The 21,305-nt window shown below is 38.8% G+C and carries 11 protein-coding genes; 7 read left to right on the forward strand and 4 right to left on the reverse strand.

The features are described 5' to 3' along the window. Positions 1-25 precede the first annotated feature (25 nt). The 6 genes from secY2 (at position 26) to VNN39_RS07650 (ending at position 15,621) form a co-directional block, all read left to right on the forward strand. Positions 26-1,273 carry an accessory Sec system protein translocase subunit SecY2 gene (secY2, locus tag VNN39_RS07625; RefSeq protein ID WP_338997303.1) on the forward strand — a complete coding sequence of 416 codons (1,248 nt, stop codon included), beginning with the start codon at positions 26-28 and terminating at the stop codon, positions 1,271-1,273. 21 nt (positions 1,274-1,294) lie between these two features. Then, positions 1,295-2,869, forward strand: coding sequence for an accessory Sec system protein Asp1 (gene asp1 / locus VNN39_RS07630; RefSeq protein WP_338997304.1), 1,575 nt, complete (start codon positions 1,295-1,297; stop codon positions 2,867-2,869). Next, positions 2,862-4,415: an accessory Sec system protein Asp2 gene (gene asp2 / locus VNN39_RS07635; RefSeq protein WP_338997305.1), complete on the forward strand. Its 1,554-nt coding sequence runs from the start codon at positions 2,862-2,864 to the stop codon at positions 4,413-4,415. The genes asp1 and asp2 overlap by 8 nt, the downstream gene beginning before the upstream one ends. Beyond that, positions 4,405-4,848 (forward strand): accessory Sec system protein Asp3, encoded by a 444-nt coding sequence (gene asp3 / locus VNN39_RS07640; RefSeq protein WP_338997306.1) that lies wholly within the window; start codon positions 4,405-4,407, stop codon positions 4,846-4,848. The genes asp2 and asp3 overlap by 11 nt, the downstream gene beginning before the upstream one ends. Positions 4,849-4,882: 34 nt before the next feature. Continuing rightward, a complete protein-coding gene (locus VNN39_RS07645) occupies positions 4,883-14,962 on the forward strand; it encodes a KxYKxGKxW signal peptide domain-containing protein (RefSeq protein WP_338997307.1) in 10,080 nt (3,359 codons plus the stop codon). Between the two features lie 179 nt (positions 14,963-15,141). After that, on the forward strand, positions 15,142-15,621 hold the full coding sequence (locus VNN39_RS07650; protein WP_017370299.1) for a VTT domain-containing protein: 480 nt from the start codon (positions 15,142-15,144) through the stop codon (positions 15,619-15,621). A 74-nt stretch (positions 15,622-15,695) separates the two neighbouring features. Here VNN39_RS07650 and VNN39_RS07655 read toward each other — a convergent pair whose 3' ends face one another. The 3 genes from VNN39_RS07655 to VNN39_RS07665 all read right to left on the reverse strand — a co-directional run bounded on the left by VNN39_RS07655 (position 15,696) and on the right by VNN39_RS07665 (position 17,852). Then, entirely contained in the window at positions 15,696-16,292 is a 597-nt protein-coding gene (locus VNN39_RS07655) for a lipoprotein BA_5634 family protein (protein ID WP_017370298.1), read from the reverse strand. Positions 16,293-16,406: 114 nt separating this feature from the next. Further along, positions 16,407-17,210, reverse strand: a complete 804-nt coding sequence (locus VNN39_RS07660; protein WP_339007010.1) for a pyruvate, water dikinase regulatory protein — start codon at positions 17,208-17,210, stop codon at positions 16,407-16,409. A gap of 9 nt (positions 17,211-17,219) precedes the next feature. After that, a complete protein-coding gene (locus tag VNN39_RS07665) occupies positions 17,220-17,852 on the reverse strand; it encodes a helix-turn-helix transcriptional regulator (protein ID WP_165712925.1) in 633 nt (210 codons plus the stop codon). 199 nt (positions 17,853-18,051) lie between these two features. Between VNN39_RS07665 and ppdK the strand changes: the two genes are divergently transcribed. Further along, positions 18,052-20,670: a pyruvate, phosphate dikinase gene (gene ppdK, locus VNN39_RS07670; protein ID WP_339007012.1), complete on the forward strand. Its 2,619-nt coding sequence runs from the start codon at positions 18,052-18,054 to the stop codon at positions 20,668-20,670. A gap of 42 nt (positions 20,671-20,712) precedes the next feature. On the opposite strand, the gene VNN39_RS07675 is transcribed toward ppdK, so the two are convergent. Continuing rightward, positions 20,713-21,111: a phosphate-starvation-inducible PsiE family protein gene (locus tag VNN39_RS07675; protein ID WP_017370294.1), complete on the reverse strand. Its 399-nt coding sequence runs from the start codon at positions 21,109-21,111 to the stop codon at positions 20,713-20,715. Between the last annotated feature and the right edge of the window lie 194 nt (positions 21,112-21,305).

Below are 21,305 nucleotides of genomic sequence, written 5' to 3' on the forward strand. Positions count from 1 at the left end.
TTTTAAAAAAAGGAAAACATAAAAGATGAGTTTAACAATTTATAAGCAAAAGGCCATTAAACGCCTTCTCTTTTCACTCATGATCGTGCTCATCTATATATTGGGGAGCAATATACTTATTCCTGGAATAGATGCTCAAGCTCTATCAGAACTTTCGCGTAAAACAGCTGGTCTATCTTTTGCAATGAGTATGACCGGACTTTCTATTGATCGACTGTCATTATTTTCATTAGGGCTAGGGCCGTGGATGTCAGCAATGATTTTTTGGAGAGTACTCACGGTCAGTAAAGTCTTTCATATTGAAAGCTTTACTCCCCAGCAAAATTATCGCATGAAATATATTTTTAGTATTTTGCTAGGTTTGGTTCAGAGTTTTAGTATTATAACGCAGGTTCGAATTTTGGGGGATGTCTATAAACCTATTGGTAATCTTTCTTTAGCTTTGATTCTCGTAGCTGGTTTAGCTGTCCTTATCTGGGTAGGCAATCTTAATACAGATTATGGTATAGGCGGACCCACTATCATTATTTTAGTAAGCATGCTTCGAAATTGGCCTGCCCGCTTTCTGGAGCCTTTCGTGAAGAATTATCACGGCATATTCACTCTTTTGGGTTGGCTTTTAGCTTCTATCCTTCTCTTACTGGTATCTTTCATGATTTTTAGATTTTATCAAGGAGAACGCCGATTGCCTTTGATGCATGTGATGTTGGATGATCGTTTTTCTGCACAATCTTACCTTCCTATTCCCACAAATCCAGCGGGAGGAATGCCTTTTATGTATGCTTTCAGTGTAGTCTTATTTCCGCAGTATATTCTATTCATGCTCAAAAGTTGGTATAAAAATAATCAGTTCCTAAATTTTCTTTACGAACAGGTGCAGTTGGACCATGTTTTAGGTGTTATTCTCCTTCTGATTAGTTTGGTCTTACTCACTTACGGTTTTGCCTATGTCAATATTGATTATAAAGAAATTGCAGACAATTTGAAAAAAAGTGGAGATTATTTTAATAACGTCTATCCAGGAAAAAATACAGAGCGCTATCTTTTTCATAACGTCTCTCGCATGGCAGGGATTTCAGCCGCACTAAACTGTCTGATAATCGGTTTACCAATGTTTGCTGCTCTTTATTGGCCTCATATCAGTGTTTGGGCTTATTTTGTTCCTACTTGGCTCATACTTATGATTTTGATGCGAGAAATAACAGTTCAGTTTTCAAGATACTACCATCGAAATGATTATGGTGCTTTTATACCGGAAGTTGAAGGATTATAAAAATAGAAGGAGAAAAAAACGATGATTTATTTTGTACCAGCCTGGAATAAAAAAATACAGTCAGGTATGTCTACAGATGATCTGATGGGACAGATACAGTCTTTCATGTCTTCTGATGTTGACTATAAAATTCTTATTAGTGATTATATGCCTGAACTCCGTTACTTTCTTCACCGCTATGATTTGTTAGAAAGCAATTATGTAAGCATTTTTGATGAGTTACAAACAATTGAAGATGTACAACAAAAAAAATTAGCATTAAAGGATTTAAATTTTCCTGACACGGTCACTTTTTCTTATACGCCGTTTAATATTTTAGCTTATCAGCAAGAAGCGCTTATTGGTCAGATTACTTTGGGAGAAGCTTCTTATATTTCTGAGGTAGAGTATATCAGCGGAGGAGAGAGAACTTTAATTGAAATCTATGATGACCGTGGGTTTATTTCTAGTCGAGATATTTATAAAAATGGAGACTTTCACTATAAGGAATATTTAAATCAACAAGGCCATTGGATTATTCGCACATACAAAGATAAAACATGTGAGATAAATGAAGAATATTCAGGCAGACTGAAGCAAAGATACTATAAAAACTTAGAAGAAATAAAACTTGAGAAATTAGAGAGTTACTATGAACACCTCGATGCAGAAGACTCAATCGTTGTGTCATTGACAGAAAAAAACTTACACTATCTTCAAAAAAGTAAAAATCTGCAGAACATGACACTTTCACTATTTGGCAATCGTTTAAGTAGCACGTCGAGCAATCTAGAAGAATTAGGAAAAATAGCTGCACAGTGCTTTACTGTGATTGTGGATTCGAATCAGAATATGCAGAAATTAAAAGTATTTACTGAAGAAAGCAAAATCCATCGCATTAGTCCTTACGACACGCGATTCGAATTAAGCAGAAGTCATGAGTTGAAAGAAGAAGTTATTTATTTTGATAGCCGAGACATGACAGAAGAAGCAATCGGACAGTCCATAGAGATACTTTTTTCTTATTTAGTTGATGTCTTTGATAATTGCGAAGTTGAAAGAAGTTTTCGAATCATTATACGTATGGCATCGTATCCCTTAATTTCGGCTTTTTCAGCAAAAATACGTTCTCTTTTTATTGAAAAATTTCCCGAAGAAATGCCGCTTGTAGAAGAACTGCTCCCTATGTTAACAGGAGAAAATTCTATCGATGCAACACTTTTGAAAAAGACCAACCCTGAAGTAAAAGGGGTAATGCAATTATGGAAAAGTTTTGACCTTAAGATAATAAACAGTGATTATGAGCTTTTTAAAATTATCAGTGAAACACGTTTAATTATTGACTTAAGAGAAGAGCCTGATCTTTTTACTCAGATTGCAGGTATAAGTGCAGGTATTCCTCAGATAAATCAAGTGGAAACAGAGTATGTGCAAGCTTATAAAAATGGTTTAGTGCTTGCGGACTGGACGGAGCTTTACCAAGGTCTAAGTTATTATCTAGATCAATTAAAACACTGGCAAGAAGCACGTATGTTTGCCGTCCAACAAATAAAAAAATATTCAGGAGTTGCTCTTAGAGAGAAAATAAGCCAAATTTTAGGAGGAATAAATGAATAAAAAGATACACGTTTTACAAATCGGTCAAAAAAACTGGCAAGAGTACATATCCTTGCAGGACAGAGAAAAACTAGAGTGGTCCTATTTTGATATGTGGGCAGGAACAGATGATGAGGTTCTTGCAATCATGAAAAAGAGGAAGGGACGAACATTTGATGCTGTGATATGTACAGACGAAATAAACTGGCCACAAGTAGCAAAGTTTTCAAAAGTTATTGAAGCTTATAGTCTGATTATTAATCAAGATTATGAAGAAGAGATTCCCCATGATTTAGCCTTAAAAAAATGTCCTTTATTTATGAATACAGAAGATAAAAAAGAAGAAGTGATAACAACTGTCTCCCAAAATTTCTTTTCCGGACAAATGGGTTCGAAACTTCATGTGAACACTCTAATAGTAAACGATGGTTTTAGAGGAGAGATTGAAATATATGGGCAGGATTACTTACAATTGTCAGGAGACTTTTCTCCCTTTTCTCAAAATGCCTTAGTAACATGGCAGCACAATATTGGTATGTATGGCCGTTCTAAAAAAATATGGTTGGAATTTGAATGCCAAGGCAGTACAGAGATTTCCTTCACGCTCCTTAAAATACTTGAGGGAAGCAGCCAAGTCATTGAAAGACGAGTTTACACACAAGAAGAGATAAAAAGAGGAATAGAAGTTCCCTATGAGAGAAATATCGGTTATTTAAGTTTATCGCTAACAGCTACAGGATCTGGTACTTTAAAAGTTGGACCTTTACACTTTAGAGATTCTCGCCAACACTATGGAGAGTACATTCTTGGTGGTAGAAAAATTGTGGATGAAAGAAACCAAGAACTTTTTTACTACTTTCATCCAGGTGATTTAAAACCACCACTTAATATCTACTTCTCAGGCTATCGATCGGCTGAAGGTTTCGAAGGTTTCTTTATGATGAAGAAGCTAGGGACACCGTTTTTGCTGATTACTGATCCACGGTTGGAAGGTGGAAGTTTTTATATGGGAAGTATGGAACTTGAAAGGCAGCTGATTGAGATTATCCAGAGGTATTTACAAGAACTTCATTTTACAAGTGATCAACTCATCTTATCAGGACTTTCAATGGGGACTTACGGGGCTCTTTATTATGCAAGTGAACTGTCGCCTGGTTATGTTATCGTGGGTAAACCTTTAGTGAATATTGGTGACATAGCTTCTAATGAAGAGCTTGTCAGACCAGGAGGATTTCCCACTTCTTTAGATATTTTACGCTCGTTGTCAGGGAGTCTCTCAGAGGAGGGTGTTGAGATTTTGAATCAACGCTTTTGGGCTTCCTTTGAGAAATCAGATTTTTCAAATACACGTTTTATCATTTCCTATATGAAAAATGATGACTACGATAAAAATGCGTACCCCAATATTATCACAGCCTTATCTGACAAGGATTCAGCAGTCATAGGTAAAGGGATACCAGGACGCCATAATGACAATTCACAGGCGATTAATCAGTGGTTTATTAATCAATACAATCGAATTTTAGTGGAAACTTACGGTCGAGAGAGGAAACAAGATGGATTTTGATATAAACTGGGAAACTTCGCAAATAAATTTTTATAAACATGGTGCAAAAATTGCATACCGCTCTGACCGTACAGTTTACTTTACGAATAATTTTTTTCCTTCGGGGGCAACTATTGTGAAGTGGACATCCAATTCTCTCTACCAAGGGGAGCGCACGTTGCTACAACTTCCCCTTTTAAAGCGTGGAAAGCACTATGAATTAATAACTGACTTTACTTGTGAACCTCAAGACTCAGTTTTAATAAAAATGGAATTCTACGAGCGCTCAGGAAAATTAATGGAGACATGTGTTTTTGAAGGTAAAGGAGGTGATGTTACATATCCAATGGGTGCATATTTTTACTCTATTTCTCTTATTAATATGGGGATGCGTGAGCTTGTTTTTAAAAAAATAAAGATAATTCATGCAAGTAAAGGTACAGAAACAGTATAAAAGTATTGACAAATTAAAAGAAAGAAAAAGGTTAATGAATAAGAAAAAGGGACTTATAAAACAAGTAACACGTTTTAAAATGCATAAGTCGGGAAAATTTTGGGTAATCTCCAGTTTAACGCACTTTAGCTGGTTAAATTTATCCAAAAAATCCGCACAGCAAGTTAAAGCAGAAATTAAAGAAACTTCTTACCAACTATTATACGGTGAAGAAGATGAAGCAACACATAAAACAAGATTTGGTTCGGGCCTAAAGGCTTTAACTGGACTTGTAGCAGGTCTTGGATTAGGTGCAGGGATTTCACAAGGGCAAACCTATGCTGAAACGACACAACCATCAGTGGAGAAGCAGAGCGGAAAAGAAACATTAGCTCAAAAAGATAGTGTCGCAATTAAGTTAGAAACGAGTGAATCTGAAACGAATGCTATCTCTGCATCAGAGTCACAGTCACAATCACATTCACTCTCAACATCTGAATCAAATTCTGAACTTGCATCGGAAGCACAAGTACTACAAAATCCAGTTCAAAGAGCTGCTTATGATGACGGACAAGTCACTGAAAACCAGATTTATGACGTTAATTATAAAGGTTATTACTATCAGTCTAGTAAGGGGACTGATCCTTCAAAATATGACGGTTTGATGAAGGTTCAGATGAATAAAGATAATGTGACTGTACAATTTGATCCCAACAAACCACTTCCGAAAAGTGTTGCGGTTAAATTAAAATCTGAAGCTGATCCTTCTGTTCCACAACAAAATGTATTGAATTTAACTCTCGGAAAAACGGTAAGGGATTATACGACTCAAATTTCTTATGATGGAGATTTGAGCACTTATTGGACGAACTATATTAAGAAACACCCAGAGTGGGCAGATACAAATCCGGCCATTCAAATTGTGGTAAATGATGGACACTGGATTGCGAATGAAAATGGATGGACGACAGTTAGCCGCTATGAAATTCCTGTAATCAGTGACTCAGCTTCTACATCAGAGAGCGTGAGTGGTTCTGAATCTATCTCCCAATCAGAAATTGTGAGTGACTCAGATTCAAAGAGTGATTCAAAAAGTTTATCCGATTCTAGCTTTGAATCACAATCTGATTCGGAATCAAATTCAAAATCGGAATCAGTATCTGAATCTTTATCAGAAACCCTTTCTGAGTCAAGCTCAGAATCAATTTCTGACTCACAGTCGATTTCTAGTTCAGAATCTTTATCAGAAACCCTTTCTGAGTCAAGCTCAGAATCAATTTCTGACTCACAGTCGATTTCTAGTTCAGAATCTTTATCAGAAACTCTTTCTGAGTCAAGCTCAGAATCAACATCAGACTCACAGTCAATTTCTAGTTCCGAATCAATTTCTGAATCAGAAGTTATAAGTGAATCGGAGAGTGTTTCAAACTCTTTGAGTGATTCTCTTTCAGCATCGATGAGTGAGTCAGAAAGTCTTTCAAATTCATTAAGCGGCTCTCAATCTGTATCCATAAGTGAGTCTAATCGAAATTCAAACAGCGAATCTGTTTCTGTCTCTTTAAGTGGCTCAGTAGAAGATTCGGAGAGTGATTCTGCGAGTCATTCACTATCAGTAAGTGAATCTAATCGAAATTCCATCAGTGATTCTGCAAGTGTTTCGAGTTCCGCAAGCGACTCAAGCCGCATCTCTAATTCGGAATCTTCTTCACTTTCAACGTCTATGAGTGATTCTCTATCAGAATCAACATCAATTTCCGATTCTCAAAGTGTTTCCTTATCTGATTCGATTCGTGATTCAAATTCAAATTCAAGCAGTAGCTCAGAATCCCTCTCAGACTCGATTCGAGATTCTTTATCAGATTCTGTTTCAGCTTCAGGCTCAGTAAGTGATTCAGCTTCAGTTTCAACTTCTATATCTACATCACAAAGCACATCACTTTCGGATTCAAAACGTGAGTCAATATCAGAATCTGCATCAGATTCATTGGCATCAAATTCAGAGACGAATTCGGCTAGTGAGTCAGCATCAGAGTCTGGTTCAACTTCAGCGTCACAGTCAATTTCTGATTCTATTTCCTCGTCAGAGTCGGGCAAAGGTTCAATTTCTGATTCAGTTTCAGAAAGTCTTTCTGTAAGCGAATCTATTTCAACATCAGATTCAGATCGTGCCTCTGAAAGTGAGTCAGTATCAGATTCTCACTCACTTTCAGTTTCAGAATCAATATCTGATTCTGTATCTTCATCAGAATCAGGACAAGGTTCAATATCTGATTCAGCTTCAGAAAGTACATCGGTAAGTGAATCACTCTCAAATTCTGAGTCAGAACGTCAGTCTTCATCAGAGTCAAGTTCTGAATCAAACTCGACATCCGTGTCCAACTCAGTAAGTGATTCAGAATCGATTTCAAGCTCTCTTTCACATTCAGAACCTATTGTGTCTGGATCAGAATCTGATTCTTCGAGCCAGTCAACTTCAAGCTCAGAATCGACTCGCGATTCACAGAGCGAATCTTCAAGTCTTTCTGATTCAATTAGTGCATCATTATCAGACTCAATCAGTGAATCTGCTTCGAATTCATCCTCACATTCAGAATCAACGCGAGACTCAAACTCCGATTCAGTGAGCGAATCTGTCTCTACGTCTGATTCTAATCGTGAGTCAGCCAGTGAGTCAAGCTCAGAATCAGGCTCTATTAGTCTATCGATTTCAGAATCAAGTTCAGAGTCTACTTCAATAAGTAGCTCAACTTCCGAATCAACGCGTGAGTCCGAATCAGAATCTTCAAGCACGTCACATTCACTTTCGGTTTCAGAGCGTGAATCAAGCTCCGATTCAGCAAGTGACTCAAGTAAAAATTCAAGTAGCGATTCATCTTCTGATAGTAGCTCGTTCTCAGAGTCAAGTCGTGAGTCAAGTTCAGAATCCAGCAGTCTCTCAACTTCGCTCTCAGATTCAAATCGTGAATCACTCTCCGATTCAGTATCTGATTCTCGGTCACTTAGTGAATCGACTTCCGTCTCAGACTCAGCATCTAATTCTCATAAAGATTCGCAGTCAGATTCAAATCGTGAATCAACATCTGACTCAAACAGTCATTCGGCATCAGTTTCAGATTCAAATCGTGAGTCAAGCTCCGAATCAAGTTCAGAATCACAGTCACAAAGTGAAGAAGTATCACAGTCAGAATCATTGTCAGCTTCAGTTAGCGAATCACTTTCTGACTCCAACCGTAATTCTATATCGGACTCAATAAGCGAATCAGCTTCAATTTCAGCTTCGGAACGTCCATCAATTTCTGAGTCTGTATCAGAATCGCTTTCGACAAGTACCTCAACAAGTGATTCAATTTCAACTTCGGTATCAGTTTCAAGCTCTGAAAGTACATCACTTTCAGAGTCAAGTCGTGATTCCTCTTCTGATTCAGCCTCAGACTCACTTAATTCTAATTCGAATACAAATTCGGCATCAGAATCAAGCTCCGAATCAGCTTCAATTTCGACGTCTACCTCAGTATCTGATTCTGTTTCGTCTTCAGAATCTGGACGGAATTCAAGTTCCGACTCAAGCTCAGAGAGCAGCTCAATTTCAGATTCTGCCTCAATATCTGATTCAGGGAGAAATTCACAAAGTGATTCTGAGTCGGTCTCAAGTTCTACCTCAGAATCTGTTTCAGCTTCGATTTCTGACTCAAGCTCAGATTCAGGACGCAATTCACACTCCGAGTCAAGCTCCGAAAGCAGTTCAGTCTCAGAATCAATTTCTCAATCAGATTCAGAACGTGCTTCAACAAGTGATTCTAGCTCTGACTCAAGCTCCAATTCGACTTCAGTTTCAGCTTCCGAGTCACTCTCGGCTTCTGAATCGGGGCGTGAGTCAAGCTCGACTTCAGCTTCAGAAAGTATTTCATCAAGCGACTCATCCTCACTTTCAGAATCAGGCAATAATTCATCTTCTGAATCTAACTCTGTATCTGGATCAACTTCAACGTCACAATCAGTAAGCGAATCTGAATCAGCTTCAAGTTCAAACTCTAATTCTGACTCTTTAGAATCAGGTTCTGAGTCGGATTCTCTCAGTGCTTCAAGTTCACTGTCTGATTCAAACCGTGAATCTATCAGTGAATCTGCATCACATTCATCCTCGATAAGCGAATCACACTCAATCTCTGTCAGTGAGTCACTCAGTGATTCCCTTTCAACTTCAGAATCAACAGAAGAATCAGTCTCTGACTCTACATCAAACTCCGTTTCACTCTCAGGTTCGGAAAAAGAATCCACAAGTGATTCAGCTAGCCTTTCAACATCTACAAGCGAGTCTGTATCACAATCAATAAGTGAATCAAGTTCGATTTCATCTTCATTATCAGAGTCGAGTCGTGATTCTCGTTCAGAAAGCCAATCTGCCTCTGATTCACAATCAGTATCAAGTCGTGAATCAACAAGCGATTCAAGCAGTGACTCTCTTTCAACAAGTGATTCCCTTTCAACCTCAGTAAGCACATCTGTTTCGGAATCAATTTCTCATTCAACTTCAAGTCGAGAATCAAGTTCAGAATCAGCTAGTCTTTCAACTTCACTGTCTGCTTCGGAACGTGACTCTTCAAGTGATTCAGCGAGTGAGTCAAGCAAAGTTTCAAGTTCAGAATCCGCTTCGGAAAGTCATTCACTGTCAGAATCTGGACGCCATTCAAACTCAGAATCTGCTTCAGTTTCTAGCTCTATGAGTGACTCTGCTTCATTATCTGACTCAGTTTCCGTTTCAATCAGTGCTTCAACGTCAAACTCAAGTAGAGAATCAAATAGTGACTCCGCCTCAGCTTCCGTTTCATCATCTGAGTCAAGTCGTGAATCACTTTCAGATTCGAACTCATCTTCAACATCTGTAAGCGGCTCTATATCTGATTCATCGTCAGTTTCTGGTTCAACTTCAGATTCTCTTTCAACTTCTGAATGGGTGTCTATGAGTGATTCAAACTCAGTTTCTAGCTCTTTGTCTGAGTCGAGTCGTGAATCACTTTCAGAATCAAGTTCTCTCTCAACTTCAGTGAGTGACTCTATATCTGAATCAAGTAAAAACTCAGCTTCAGAAAGTACTTCACGTTCAGAATCAACGAGGGACTCTTTATCAGAGTCTGCATCAAACTCACTTGATTCTAATTCTGATCAAAACTCAGCGAGCGAGTCAAGTTCCGCTTCAGGTTCTCTTTCAGCTTCCGTTTCAAGCTCAGAGTCAAGCTCAAGTTCAGAATCAAGTAAAGGTTCAAGTTCAGAATCAGTTTCAGAAAGTCTTTCAAATAGCGTTTCAGAATCACTTTCAAACTCAGCACAAGAGTCAAGCAGTGAATCAGTTTCAGAGTCACTTTCCGTTTCAGAATCACTTTCAGGCTCTGTTTCTAACTCTGTTTCAAATTCAAACCTTAATTCTGACTCAGAGTCGGCTTCAAACAGTACTTCATTGAGTGAATCAAGTTCAAGCTCAGAATCTGAGCTGGTTTCTACCAGTGATTCCGCGTCAGGATCAACCTCTATATCAGAATCACAGTCAGTTTCAAACTCAAGCTCAAGTTCAGAATCAAGTAAAGCTTCAAGTTCAGACTCTGCTTCAGAAAGTAACTCTGTCAGCACCTCGCTTTCTGTTTCAGATTCAGAACGTAATTCTGATTCAGAGTCAATTTCAGATTCGGTTTCAAGCTCTATATCTCAATCTGAGAGCCAGTCTGTCTCTGTATCAACTTCAGATTCAAACTCTGAGCCTATTGAATCTGGTTCAGACTCCGATTCGCTTAGTGCTTCAAGCTCGCTTTCAGAATCAAGTCGCGATTCCTCAAGTGAATCTTCAAGCCTTTCAGCATCGTTGAGTACATCACTTTCGACATCAGGAAGCCTTTCAGATTCAACCTCTGCCTCAAGTTCAGATTCGAGTCGTGAGTCATTGTCAGAATCTTCAAGTCTTTCAGTTTCGACTTCAGAATCAAGTCGTAATTCAGAAAGTGACTCAGCATCCCTATCTACTTCAACAAGTAGTTCACTTTCGACATCAATGAGTGATTCAAACTCAATCTCAGATTCGTTGTCGGGTTCAATAAGTCTATCTCTATCAGTATCGGACTCCTCAAGTCACTCAATCTCAGACTCTCTGTCAGATTCTACTCGTGATTCAATAAGCGAGTCCGTGAGTGGCTCGACATCAGTAAGCAACTCTACTTCGAATTCTTTGAGTGACTCAATCTCAGAATCTGTTTCCGCTTCCAACTCAAGCCGTGATTCAATTTCAGATTCTGCTAGTCTTTCAACATCTGTCTCAGCCTCAACGCGTGACTCGGTAAGTGATTCGGCAAGTGAGTCAAGTAAACTCTCAAGTAGCGAATCGGCTTCTGAGAGTACCTCGCTTTCTGTCTCAGGTCGTGATTCGGTGTCAGAATCTATTTCTGAAAGTAACTCTCTCTCAGAATCGACTCGTGATTCTCAATCTCTGTCAAATTCAACATCAAGCTCGATGAGTGCTTCACAATCCGAGTCAAGAAGTAGTTCTAGTTCTGAGAGCAGTTCCCTTTCAGAATCAAGTCGTGATTCAATCAGTGATTCAGTATCTGTTTCACAGTCATTGTCTAATTCATCACGTGAATCCCATTCAGAGAGTCTTTCAACATCAAGCTCTATCAGTGAATCGCTTTCTGATTCGCGTAATGATTCAAGCTCAGAAAGCACTTCAAGCTCTGACTCAACACGTGATTCAATCTCAGACTCAAGTTCAGATTCTCTGACCTCTAACTCTGATACAAACTCTATGAGTGAATCCAGCTCAACCTCAGGTTCTCACTCAACTTCAATTTCGAGCTCAGAGTCTAGCTCAAGCTCAGAGTCTGGAAAAACTTCAAGTTCAGAATCGGTATCTGAAAGCAGTTCAAATAGTCACTCAGACTCACAGTCTGTATCTAGCCGTGATTCAGAAAGTGAGTCAAGCTCGGTTTCTGCATCTCACTCAGACTCACAGTCTGTTTCTGAGTCAGTTTCAATTTCGGACTCAGGACGCATTTCAAGTTCGGAATCTGTGTCTGAAAGTGTTTCAAACAGCTTATCTGGATCACAGTCAGATTCATCACGTCAATCCGATTCTGACTCCTCATCTGAGTCTAGCTCAACCTCACTTTCTCAGTCTGTGAGTGAGTCAACATCAGTGTCACAATCATTGTCTCATTCTGAACCTCTTGAGTCAGGATCAGAATCTGATTCATTGAGCATTTCAACGTCTATGTCAGATTCGAATCGGACTTCAAATAGTGAATCAAGTAGTACGTCAGCATCAGTAAGTTATTCACAATCACAGTCTAATAGCATTTCAGCATCAGAGTCTGTTTCAACATCAAACTCTTCTCGTGAATCTGTTTCTGACTCAGTGAGTGCTTCAAGCAGTACGTCAGCTTCAGAGCGCGATTCAAACAGTGTTTCAACGAGTGCATCTGTTTCTGTAAGTGAATCTGTGTCTGAATCAATAAGTGATTCGACATCAGTTTCAACATCAGTTTCAGCTTCAAGTCGCGACTCTCTCTCTGATTCAGCAAGTGCTTCAACATCAACGTCAGCCTCAGAACGAGATTCAGATAGTCTTTCTGCAAGTGAATCAAGCAAACTTTCAAGCAGCGAATCAGCTTCTGAAAGTACTTCACTTTCTATTTCAAGTCGTGAATCAGCTTCAGATTCAAGTTCAGAGAGTAGCTCAAGCTCAGATTCTAGCCGTCAATCAGCGTCTGAGTCTGCATCGCTTTCCGCATCAATGAGTCTCTCGACATCAAGTTCAGTCTCTGAGTCAAGTTCAGAAAGTCGTTCGCTTTCAGACTCATCACGTGAGTCTGTGAGTGCATCAGAATCAATTTCTGAATCGCTCTCTTATTCAAGTCGTGAATCAACTTCTGAAAGTCTCTCAACATCAAGTTCCGCAAGTGAATCTCTTTCAGGATCGAGCAATGCTTCAAGCTCTGAAAGTACTTCACTTTCAACGTCAACACTTGATTCAAGCAGTGAGTCGACATCACATTCAGCTTCAGGTTCACAGTCAGATTCATTATCTGCCTCACTTTCAGCTTCAGAATCTATAAGTGGTTCACAATCACTTTCAGGTTCACAAAGTGAATCTAGCAGCCAATCAGGCTCTGTGTCTGAATCTGTAAATCATTCGCAAAGTGATTCAGTCTCTGTTTCTTTATCAACATCAAGCTCAGAGCAAGACTCCCTTTCTGATTCGGTATCAACATCGGTGTCAATCAGTGATTCACTTTCGACATCTTTATCAACATCAGGTTCAGAGAGCCTATCTGCATCAAATTCGAACCGTAACTCTACTTCAGAGTCAGCTTCAGAATCATTAGCTTCAAATTCTAATACTAACTCTGCAAGTAACTCAGCTTCAGATTCTGCCTCACATTCAGTATCAACATCAGCCTCTGAGTCACTCTCTATTTCGGGTTCAGAGCAAGCTTCAAGCTCGGACTCAGTATCTGAAAGTGTGTCTGTGAGTGTGTCTGTGTCCACCTCAGCATCGGAAAGAGACTCCTTAAGTGAATCTGTCTCAGAATCGTTATCTGTTTCAAGTTCATCTTCAATCTCAGAATCGGTATCTTCATCGGATTCAAGTAGAACTTCAAGTTCAGAATCAGCTTCAGATAGTTCGTCAGTAAGTGAGTCAATCGTTCACTCAACTTCAGAACGTGATTCTTTGAGTGAGTCAATCTCAACTTCAGTGTCAACCTCAGCTTCCTTATCTGTCTCAGATTCGGCATCAACTTCAGAATCAGGGAAGGCATCAAGTTCAGAGTCTTCATCTGAAAGTGGCTCAAATAGTACGTCGGGATCAATTTCTGACTCACAACGTGAATCACTCAGTGATTCAATTTCAGATTCTATCTCTCTGTCTGGTTCGACATCAATTTCAGAATCAACCTCAGCATCAATTTCAGGAGAGCACTCAAGTTCAGATTCTTCATCTGAAAGCAGTTCGAATAGTTTATCTGTATCTCAGTCAGATTCTGATCGAGGTTCAGAGTCAACATCAAGCTCAACTTCAACATCAAGTTCAGCTTCTCAGTCTGTGAGTGAATCAACCTCAGTGTCACATTCACTTTCGCAGTCTGAACCAGTAGAATCAGGTTCAGCTTCAGATTCGTTAAGTGATTCGACATCAGTCTCTGATTCAAACCGAAACTCTCTCAGTGATTCAGTAAGTCAGTCCGTTTCAACAAGTGATTCCGCATCATCTTCCTTGAGTGATTCAGTCTCTGTTTCAGATTCAGTGTCTGCCTCAGAACGTGAGTCAGTATCTGAGTCAGCCAGCCTTTCGACATCTATTTCAGCGTCAGAGCGAGATTCTCTCAGTGATTCATTGAGTCAGTCTGGTTCGACAAGTGATTCCTTATCGGTTTCTACAAGTGCTTCAGCCTCTGTTTCAGATTCAGTGTCTGTTTCAGGGCGTGAGTCAGTATCTGAGTCAGCCAGCCTTTCGACATCTATTTCAGCATCGGAACGAGATTCTCTCAGCGATTCATTGAGTCAATCTGGTTCGACAAGTACTTCGCTGTCGGTATCCACAAGTGATTCAGTCTCTGTTTCATCATCAAGCTCTGAATCAACCCGTGATTCCGTCAGTGAGTCAGCCAGCCTTTCGACATCTATTTCAGCATCAGGACGAGATTCTCTCAGCGATTCAGTGAGTCAATCTGGTTCGACAAGTGATTCGCTGTCGGTATCCGTAAGTGATTCAGTCTCTGTATCATCATCAAATTCTGAATCAACCCGTGACTCCATAAGTGATTCAGCAAGTGATTCAACTTCGATATCAACTTCAAATAGAGAGTCTGTTTCAGAATCAGCATCAGAAAGTGGCTCAACATCGCTATCACTCAGTGATTCAGCCTCACTTTCAACTTCATCATCCATGTCTGAATCAGCATCTGTATCAACAAGTGAATCAATTTCAGTATCATTAAGTGCTTCTGAATCAACATCTTTAGCATCAAGAAATTCAGAACATATGAATACATTGCCACATACTGGCGATAAGGATTCTATTGGCTTAGGTATGTTAGGCTTAGGATTAATAGGTGCCGCAGCTCTAGGTAAGAAGAAAAAGAAAAAGGCTTAAGAACAAATAAAAAAATATTTAGAAAGGAATAAAATAAAGTAAAAAAGCAAGTACTAAGGTATTTGCTTTTTAGTTTATATTTGATGTAAAACAAAAGAATTTGACTTTTTAATATATTATGTTTCAATAGTAGAGAGCTTTATAATTTAGCTTATGTAAAATAAGAGGAGTAAAAACAGATGGTTGAAAAGATGCTAAATTGGGTGGCAAGTTTGCCACTCTGGCAAGCCACCTTGTTCTTGTTTATTGTTGTTTTCTTTAGGGCACAGATGACCTTTGGACTAGGGAAACTCATTCATATGGGAATATTGAAGACAAAATGGGGTAAAAAAGCAGAGAAATCCGAAGAAAATCGAGCGGGAATGCTCGCTCTGCAAAAATATGGATGGCCAGTTATTCCATTGAGTTTCTTGACAGTCGGCTTTCAAACTGTAGTGCAGCTTGCTGCTGGTATGTTAGACTGGAAATGGAGTAAGTACACACTTGTAGCTTTGCCAGGTTATTTAGCTTGGGGCTTTGTGTATGCTGCAGGAGGACTAACTTTATTCCGCTCGATTGCTAACGGCTCAGTTGGTTTATTGATTCTCTTTGTTATTATTGTGCTGTTACTTTGGAGTGTTGGGACATTTTTAGTGAAAAAGCTTAAACCTAACGCATAACACAAGAAATTTGTTCATATTTTATTTTTAATTTAATATGGATTTTCAATATAAAAACACAACTTCGGTTGTGTTTATTTTTGTTCAAAATTAAAAATTTGTGCTTTGTCGGCTTTATACTTTGTTAAGGCATGTGCAGCGTCTCGTTTTTCTTCAATCATGCTGACATATCTAGCAGGAGCTTGGAACTTGTTGAAGTCTTCTTTGTCAAGAACGAGTGTTTTTTTCGTTATGCTTGATTCACCTAAGACAACATATTCCGTTGTAGCAGCAGTAAAACTTTGTCCTTTTTCATCTTCGATATTTTTTACTTGTGTATCAGCGGTCCATAAAGCAGGAGTTTTCGAAAGTGAGGTAACATGTTTGAAATTGAATTCATCCCCTTTTTTGCTGACTGCGTTGACAGCTTTTGCCTGAATCAATTTTTCAGCAGATGTCGCATCTAATACCAAAGTATCCGTTTCAGCGACATATTTTCCTTCAGTAGTGATGTTATTTTTTATGTAAGATTGGTTGTCTTTTAAGCTTTGATCGAGTTCTTTTTTGTCTGAACTATAAAGAATGATGCCGTGAACGGGCTGGTGGAATAAAGAGATAACTTTACTAACGGCAAAGTAGCCTCCTGCGATAAACAAGATGAGTGCTGGAATAATCCAAAGTTTCTTTGTCAATGTAGTGTTGTCCTTTTCTAAAGTTTTTTTATTTCTTTATTTATTTTATCAAGGAATTATGATTCAAAAACTTACTCTTCTGTAAGATAAAAAATAAAAGCACAAATGTGCTTTTTATTTTTGGATAAGATTTTCAATAAGCATTGAGCTTTCTTCAATCGAACGTTTACTAACATCGATTGTTTCTATGCCCAACTGATCAAAGAGTGTGTCTGCATATGACAGTTCTTCAAGAATACGCTTTTCATCAGAATACATGGATTTTGTTTTAAGACCGAGCGTCTGTTCCCGGTAGCTTCGTATATTACTTAAACTTTCAGAAGTACTGGTTAAGCCAATAATTTTACGTGGATCTACTTTATAAAGTTCTTTAGCCACTTCGACCTCTGGAATAATCGGGAGATTTGCTACCTTGTAACCTTTGTTGGCCAAATACATACTCAAGGGTGTTTTTGAAGTTCTAGAGACACCAAGCAGCACAATATCGGCATTTAAAAAACCTTTTGGATCTTTTCCGTCATCGTATTTTACTGCAAATTCGATAGCAGCGACACGATTAAAATAGGCTTGATTTAACCGATGCACACTGCCGGACTCTTGTGTAGGTTGCTCACCTGAACGTTTTTCAATAAGTTGCATGAGTGGCGACATAAAGTCCACATAGGCCAAATCATGTGTATCTGAAAATTTTTGGACACAATCTACTAAAGCCTTATCAACGAGAGTGATAGCGACAAGGGCATTTTCTTTTTTGGCATCATTCAAAATTTCTAATAGTGAATCTTTATCATTGGTAAAAGGATAAAGTTGAACATCTGATAAATCAACAGTCGGAAATTGTGCCACAACAGCAGAAATAATTTTTTTGGCTGTTTTACCGACAGAGTCAGTAATGAGATAAATTTTTATATTTTGCATTTTGTCCCCTTAATCTTCACCTTGCATTTCGTTTCCTGTTTGGATGAAAGCTTTCATGATGTGTTTGATAGATATTTTACCGATTATTTTTTTCGAACCTGTCGTTTCTAGCACGGGTAGGCTATCGACTTCGTATCGGGAAAGAATATTTCCAGCTTCAAGTAAAGTCTTATCGGCAGTTATGGTATGAATATTGGGCATACGTGTCATTATTACGGCAACAGGTGTTTTTTCCAAATTATTGCCACTTATAGCGAAGCGGAGAAGGTCTTTACGAGAAAGGAGTCCAGCTAAATCGCCGTTTTCATTTTTGACATAGATGCTGCCGATATCATAGAGAAAAAGGCTTGTTGCAGCATCATAAACGGACATATCTTGTTCAACAATCAAGGGCGAAGTCATAAAGTCTGCCACTTTTTTTGAGTAGCAGCTTTCAATATAAAGCGGTTGCATTTTTTGCCCTGTATAAAAATAGCCAACCTTGGGCTTTGCATCAAGTAGACCTGTCATCGTAAGAATAGACAAGTCATTCCTTAAGGTTGCACGGCTTAAGCCTAAAGTTTGAGCAATTTTTTCACCACTTATAGGCTGTTCCGCTTTTACGATATTAATGATTTCGGTTTGTCTTGTTGTCAGTTTCAAAAGTTACTCCTTAATAAATAGGACATACTATATATTATATGTGTTTTATCCTTAAAAATCAATAAATAAAAAGGCTTTTTGTATATGTGAAGAAATATCATTAAAAAGAATGCGATTACAAAATCCTTGACAATATATGTGACATACTATATAATGTGTTTGTCCAATAAATAGTATGTCACATATAAAGGAGACGCGAATGTCACAAGCAAAAAAACGTGTTTATAACTTTACAGAAGGTTCAAAAGAACAAAAGGATCTCTTAGGAGGAAAAGGAGCAAATCTTGCAGAGATGACTGGGATTGGTTTACCAGTACCCAAAGGATTTACCATTACTACAGAAGCTTGCTTAGAGTATCTGGATTCGAAAAAATTATTGCCTGAGTTGGTTAAGGAAATAGAAGAGCATATTGCTAGGCTAGAAAACGAAACGGGAAAGAAATTTGCAGATGAAGAAAATCCGCTTTTAGTTTCGGTCAGAAGTGGCTCAAAATTTTCAATGCCGGGCATGATGGATACTATTTTGAATTTAGGTTTGAATCATCAAAGCGTTGAAATCTTTGCCCGCAAGACCGAGAATCCTGTGTTTGCGTATGATTGTTACCGTCGTTTAATCCAAATGTTCGGCGATGTGGTTAAAGGGGTTGATAAAAATATTTTTGAGGAAGCACTAACGTTATATAAAGCGGCCCAAAGTTACAGTTCTGATATTGAGATGAAAGCGGAAGATTGGAAGGAGATTGTTCAACAATTTACCACAATCTATCTGAAGGAAGTGGGGGAAAACTTCCCCCAAGATCCATCCGAACAACTTTATGCGGCTGTAGAAGCGGTGTTTACTTCTTGGAATAATCCTCGTGCTGTAACTTATCGTCGTATCCATGAAATCTCCGATAAACTTGGAACAGCCGTTAATATCCAAGAAATGGTTTTTGGTAATACAGGAGGGAACAGTGGCACAGGTGTTGCATTTACACGCAATCCTGCAACAGGGGAAGCAGGTGTTTTTGGAGAATTTTTGCTAAATGCTCAAGGAGAAGATGTTGTTGCAGGGATTCGGACACCACGTCCAATACAAGAGTTGAAACAAGATCAACCTGCGATTTATATGCAATTTGAGAAAATATGTCATCAGTTGGAAGCTCATTATCAAGATATGCAAGATATCGAGTTCACCATAGAAGAGGGAAAACTCTTCATTCTTCAAACACGTAATGGCAAACGAACAGCAAAGGCTGCCTTTAAAATTGCAACGCAAATGGCAGAAGATGGCGTAATAAGTAAGGAGGAGAGTCTGAAACGCTTAACACCTTCAATGATTACCCAGCTGCTTCATCCTGTGTTTGATGAACAAATGTTGGCGGAGAGTAAATCTGTGGCAAAGGGTTTACCTGCAAGTCCTGGTGCAGCATCTGGCAGAGTCTATTTCCATGCGCAAGATGCGCAAAAAGCGCATGCAGCTGGGCAAAAAGTTATCCTTCTTAGAACAGAAACTTCACCAGAAGATATTGAAGGCATGGTTGTGAGTGAGGCTATTGTCACTTCTCGTGGAGGAATGACCTCTCATGCTGCTGTCGTAGCACGAGGAATGGGGGTGTGCTGCGTGGTTGGATGCGAACAATTAACGATTAATGAAAAGCTCAAACAAGCATACGATGGTACACAGACCATAAAAGAAGGGGATTTACTCTCAGTAGATGGTACAACAGGAAAAATCTACCGCGGGGAAATTAAACTCGATAAGACGCAAGATTTGGAGCTTTTAGTAAAAGTACTCAGATGGGCCTCTCAAATAGGCAATATGCAGGTAAGAGCAAATGCTGAAACTGTAGAAGATATCAGAGCTGCATTGGAGTTTGGTGCAAGCGGTATTGGTTTGGCACGTACAGAACATATGTTCTTTGGGAAAGAGCGGATTTTGGAAATGCGTAAAATGTTCCTCTCTGAGGATAAAGTGCAGCGCAAGCAATCGCTTGAAACACTCAAAGCATTCCAGAAAAAGGATTTTGCCGAAATTTTGAGTCTGACGGAAGGAATGCCATGTACGATTCGCCTTTTAGATCCACCGCTTCACGAGTTTATGCCTAAAACTAAGGAAGAATATGAGCAAGTGGCTGAAGCGTGTGGACAAACGGTTGACTTTATTATGCAAAGAGGAAAAGACCTTGAAGAGTTCAATCCGATGCTGGGACATCGTGGTTGTCGTTTAGCCATCACCTATCCCGAAATATATGAAATGCAGGTTGAAGCAATAATGGAAGCTGCTTTGGAACTCGTTAAAACAGGAAAGCAAGTCAAACCAGAGATTATGATTCCTTTAGTTGCTGAAGAAAAAGAATTGACCTATCTTAAAAAGGCATTGGAAGACAAAATCCAACTTGTCTTTGAGAAACACCAGATGAAAATTGCCTATAAAATCGGTGCAATGCTTGAAATTCCAAGAGCTTGTTTGACGGCAGATCAGCTGGCGACATCAGCACAGTTCTTTAGCTTTGGTACCAATGACCTGACACAATTAACGTATGGTTTTTCTCGTGATGATTCGGTCAAATTTTTACCAGACTATATTGATAAGGGTATTTTAGAAGATGATCCCTTTCAACATTTGGATCAAAAAGGGGTAGGAAGTTTGATGCAAACGGCGATAGCGCTTGTCAAACCACAACATAAAGATATAAGTTTTGGGGTATGTGGCGAAGTTGGTGGCGATCCAGACTCCGTTTCTTTCCTTCAAAAAATCGGATTGGATTATGTTTCGTGCTCACCATATCGTGTTCCAGCGGTTCTGCTTACTGTTGCACAGATGAGTATCGAGTAAGAGGATGTAAAAAAACCTTCGGCAAGAAGCGAAGGTTTTTTATTATTTTAAATCGCCCCAACGGTTTAAAAGAACTGTTCCAATGATGAGGACTAAAATTGCCGAACATTGGAGGAACAGACTAAGTTGAGAGGTTTCGTGATTTGAAATCAAAAGTCGGACGATAGAAGCAACTGCTATATAGATATATTTCTTGATTGTTGGGTGATCATTATCGGAGAGATAGTGAATGATCAACTCTAAGAATTCCAAGAAGAGGAAAAAGGTTAGGATGCGGTCAATGATGTCGTAGAAACTGTAATCAATAAACCCAGTAGTGAATGAGGAGAGAAGTACCCAGATCTCTTTAAACATAAGAAAGGCAATGACCAGCCCGAGTAAACTTAAACAGACTTTTATAATGACATTAAAAGTTTTTGATAAAAAATTAAATTGAGTCAAATGAGAACCTCCGTGATTAGTCGTGTAATTTTATAATTCTAGTATAGCACAGGGACATAGGCTTTGAGGAGGAATTAGACTTGGAAAAATGAATTGAATATTTGAAAATAAGGAAAGTCTTATTAAAAAGATACGTTTTCTTATCACATTATCTCAATGTATAAATTATCCCTATCGGAATTCCAGAGTTTCTA

Source organism: Lactococcus formosensis, from assembly GCF_037892375.1.
Classification (GTDB): Bacteria; Bacillota; Bacilli; order Lactobacillales; family Streptococcaceae; genus Lactococcus; species Lactococcus formosensis.

Excerpts from the sequence above, each read along its gene's own strand:
- secY2 (WP_338997303.1), top strand. The coding sequence starts at position 26 with ATGAGTTTAACAATTTATAAGCAAAAGGCCATTAAACGCCTTCTCTTT.
- asp1 (WP_338997304.1), top strand. The coding sequence starts at position 1,295 with ATGATTTATTTTGTACCAGCCTGGAATAAAAAAATACAGTCAGGTATG.
- asp2 (WP_338997305.1), top strand. The coding sequence starts at position 2,862 with ATGAATAAAAAGATACACGTTTTACAAATCGGTCAAAAAAACTGGCAA.
- asp3 (WP_338997306.1), top strand. The coding sequence starts at position 4,405 with ATGGATTTTGATATAAACTGGGAAACTTCGCAAATAAATTTTTATAAA.
- VNN39_RS07645 (WP_338997307.1), top strand. The coding sequence starts at position 4,883 with ATGAATAAGAAAAAGGGACTTATAAAACAAGTAACACGTTTTAAAATG.
- VNN39_RS07650 (WP_017370299.1), top strand. The coding sequence starts at position 15,142 with ATGGTTGAAAAGATGCTAAATTGGGTGGCAAGTTTGCCACTCTGGCAA.
- VNN39_RS07660 (WP_339007010.1), bottom strand. The coding sequence starts at position 17,210 with ATGCAAAATATAAAAATTTATCTCATTACTGACTCTGTCGGTAAAACA.
- ppdK (WP_339007012.1), top strand. The coding sequence starts at position 18,052 with ATGTCACAAGCAAAAAAACGTGTTTATAACTTTACAGAAGGTTCAAAA.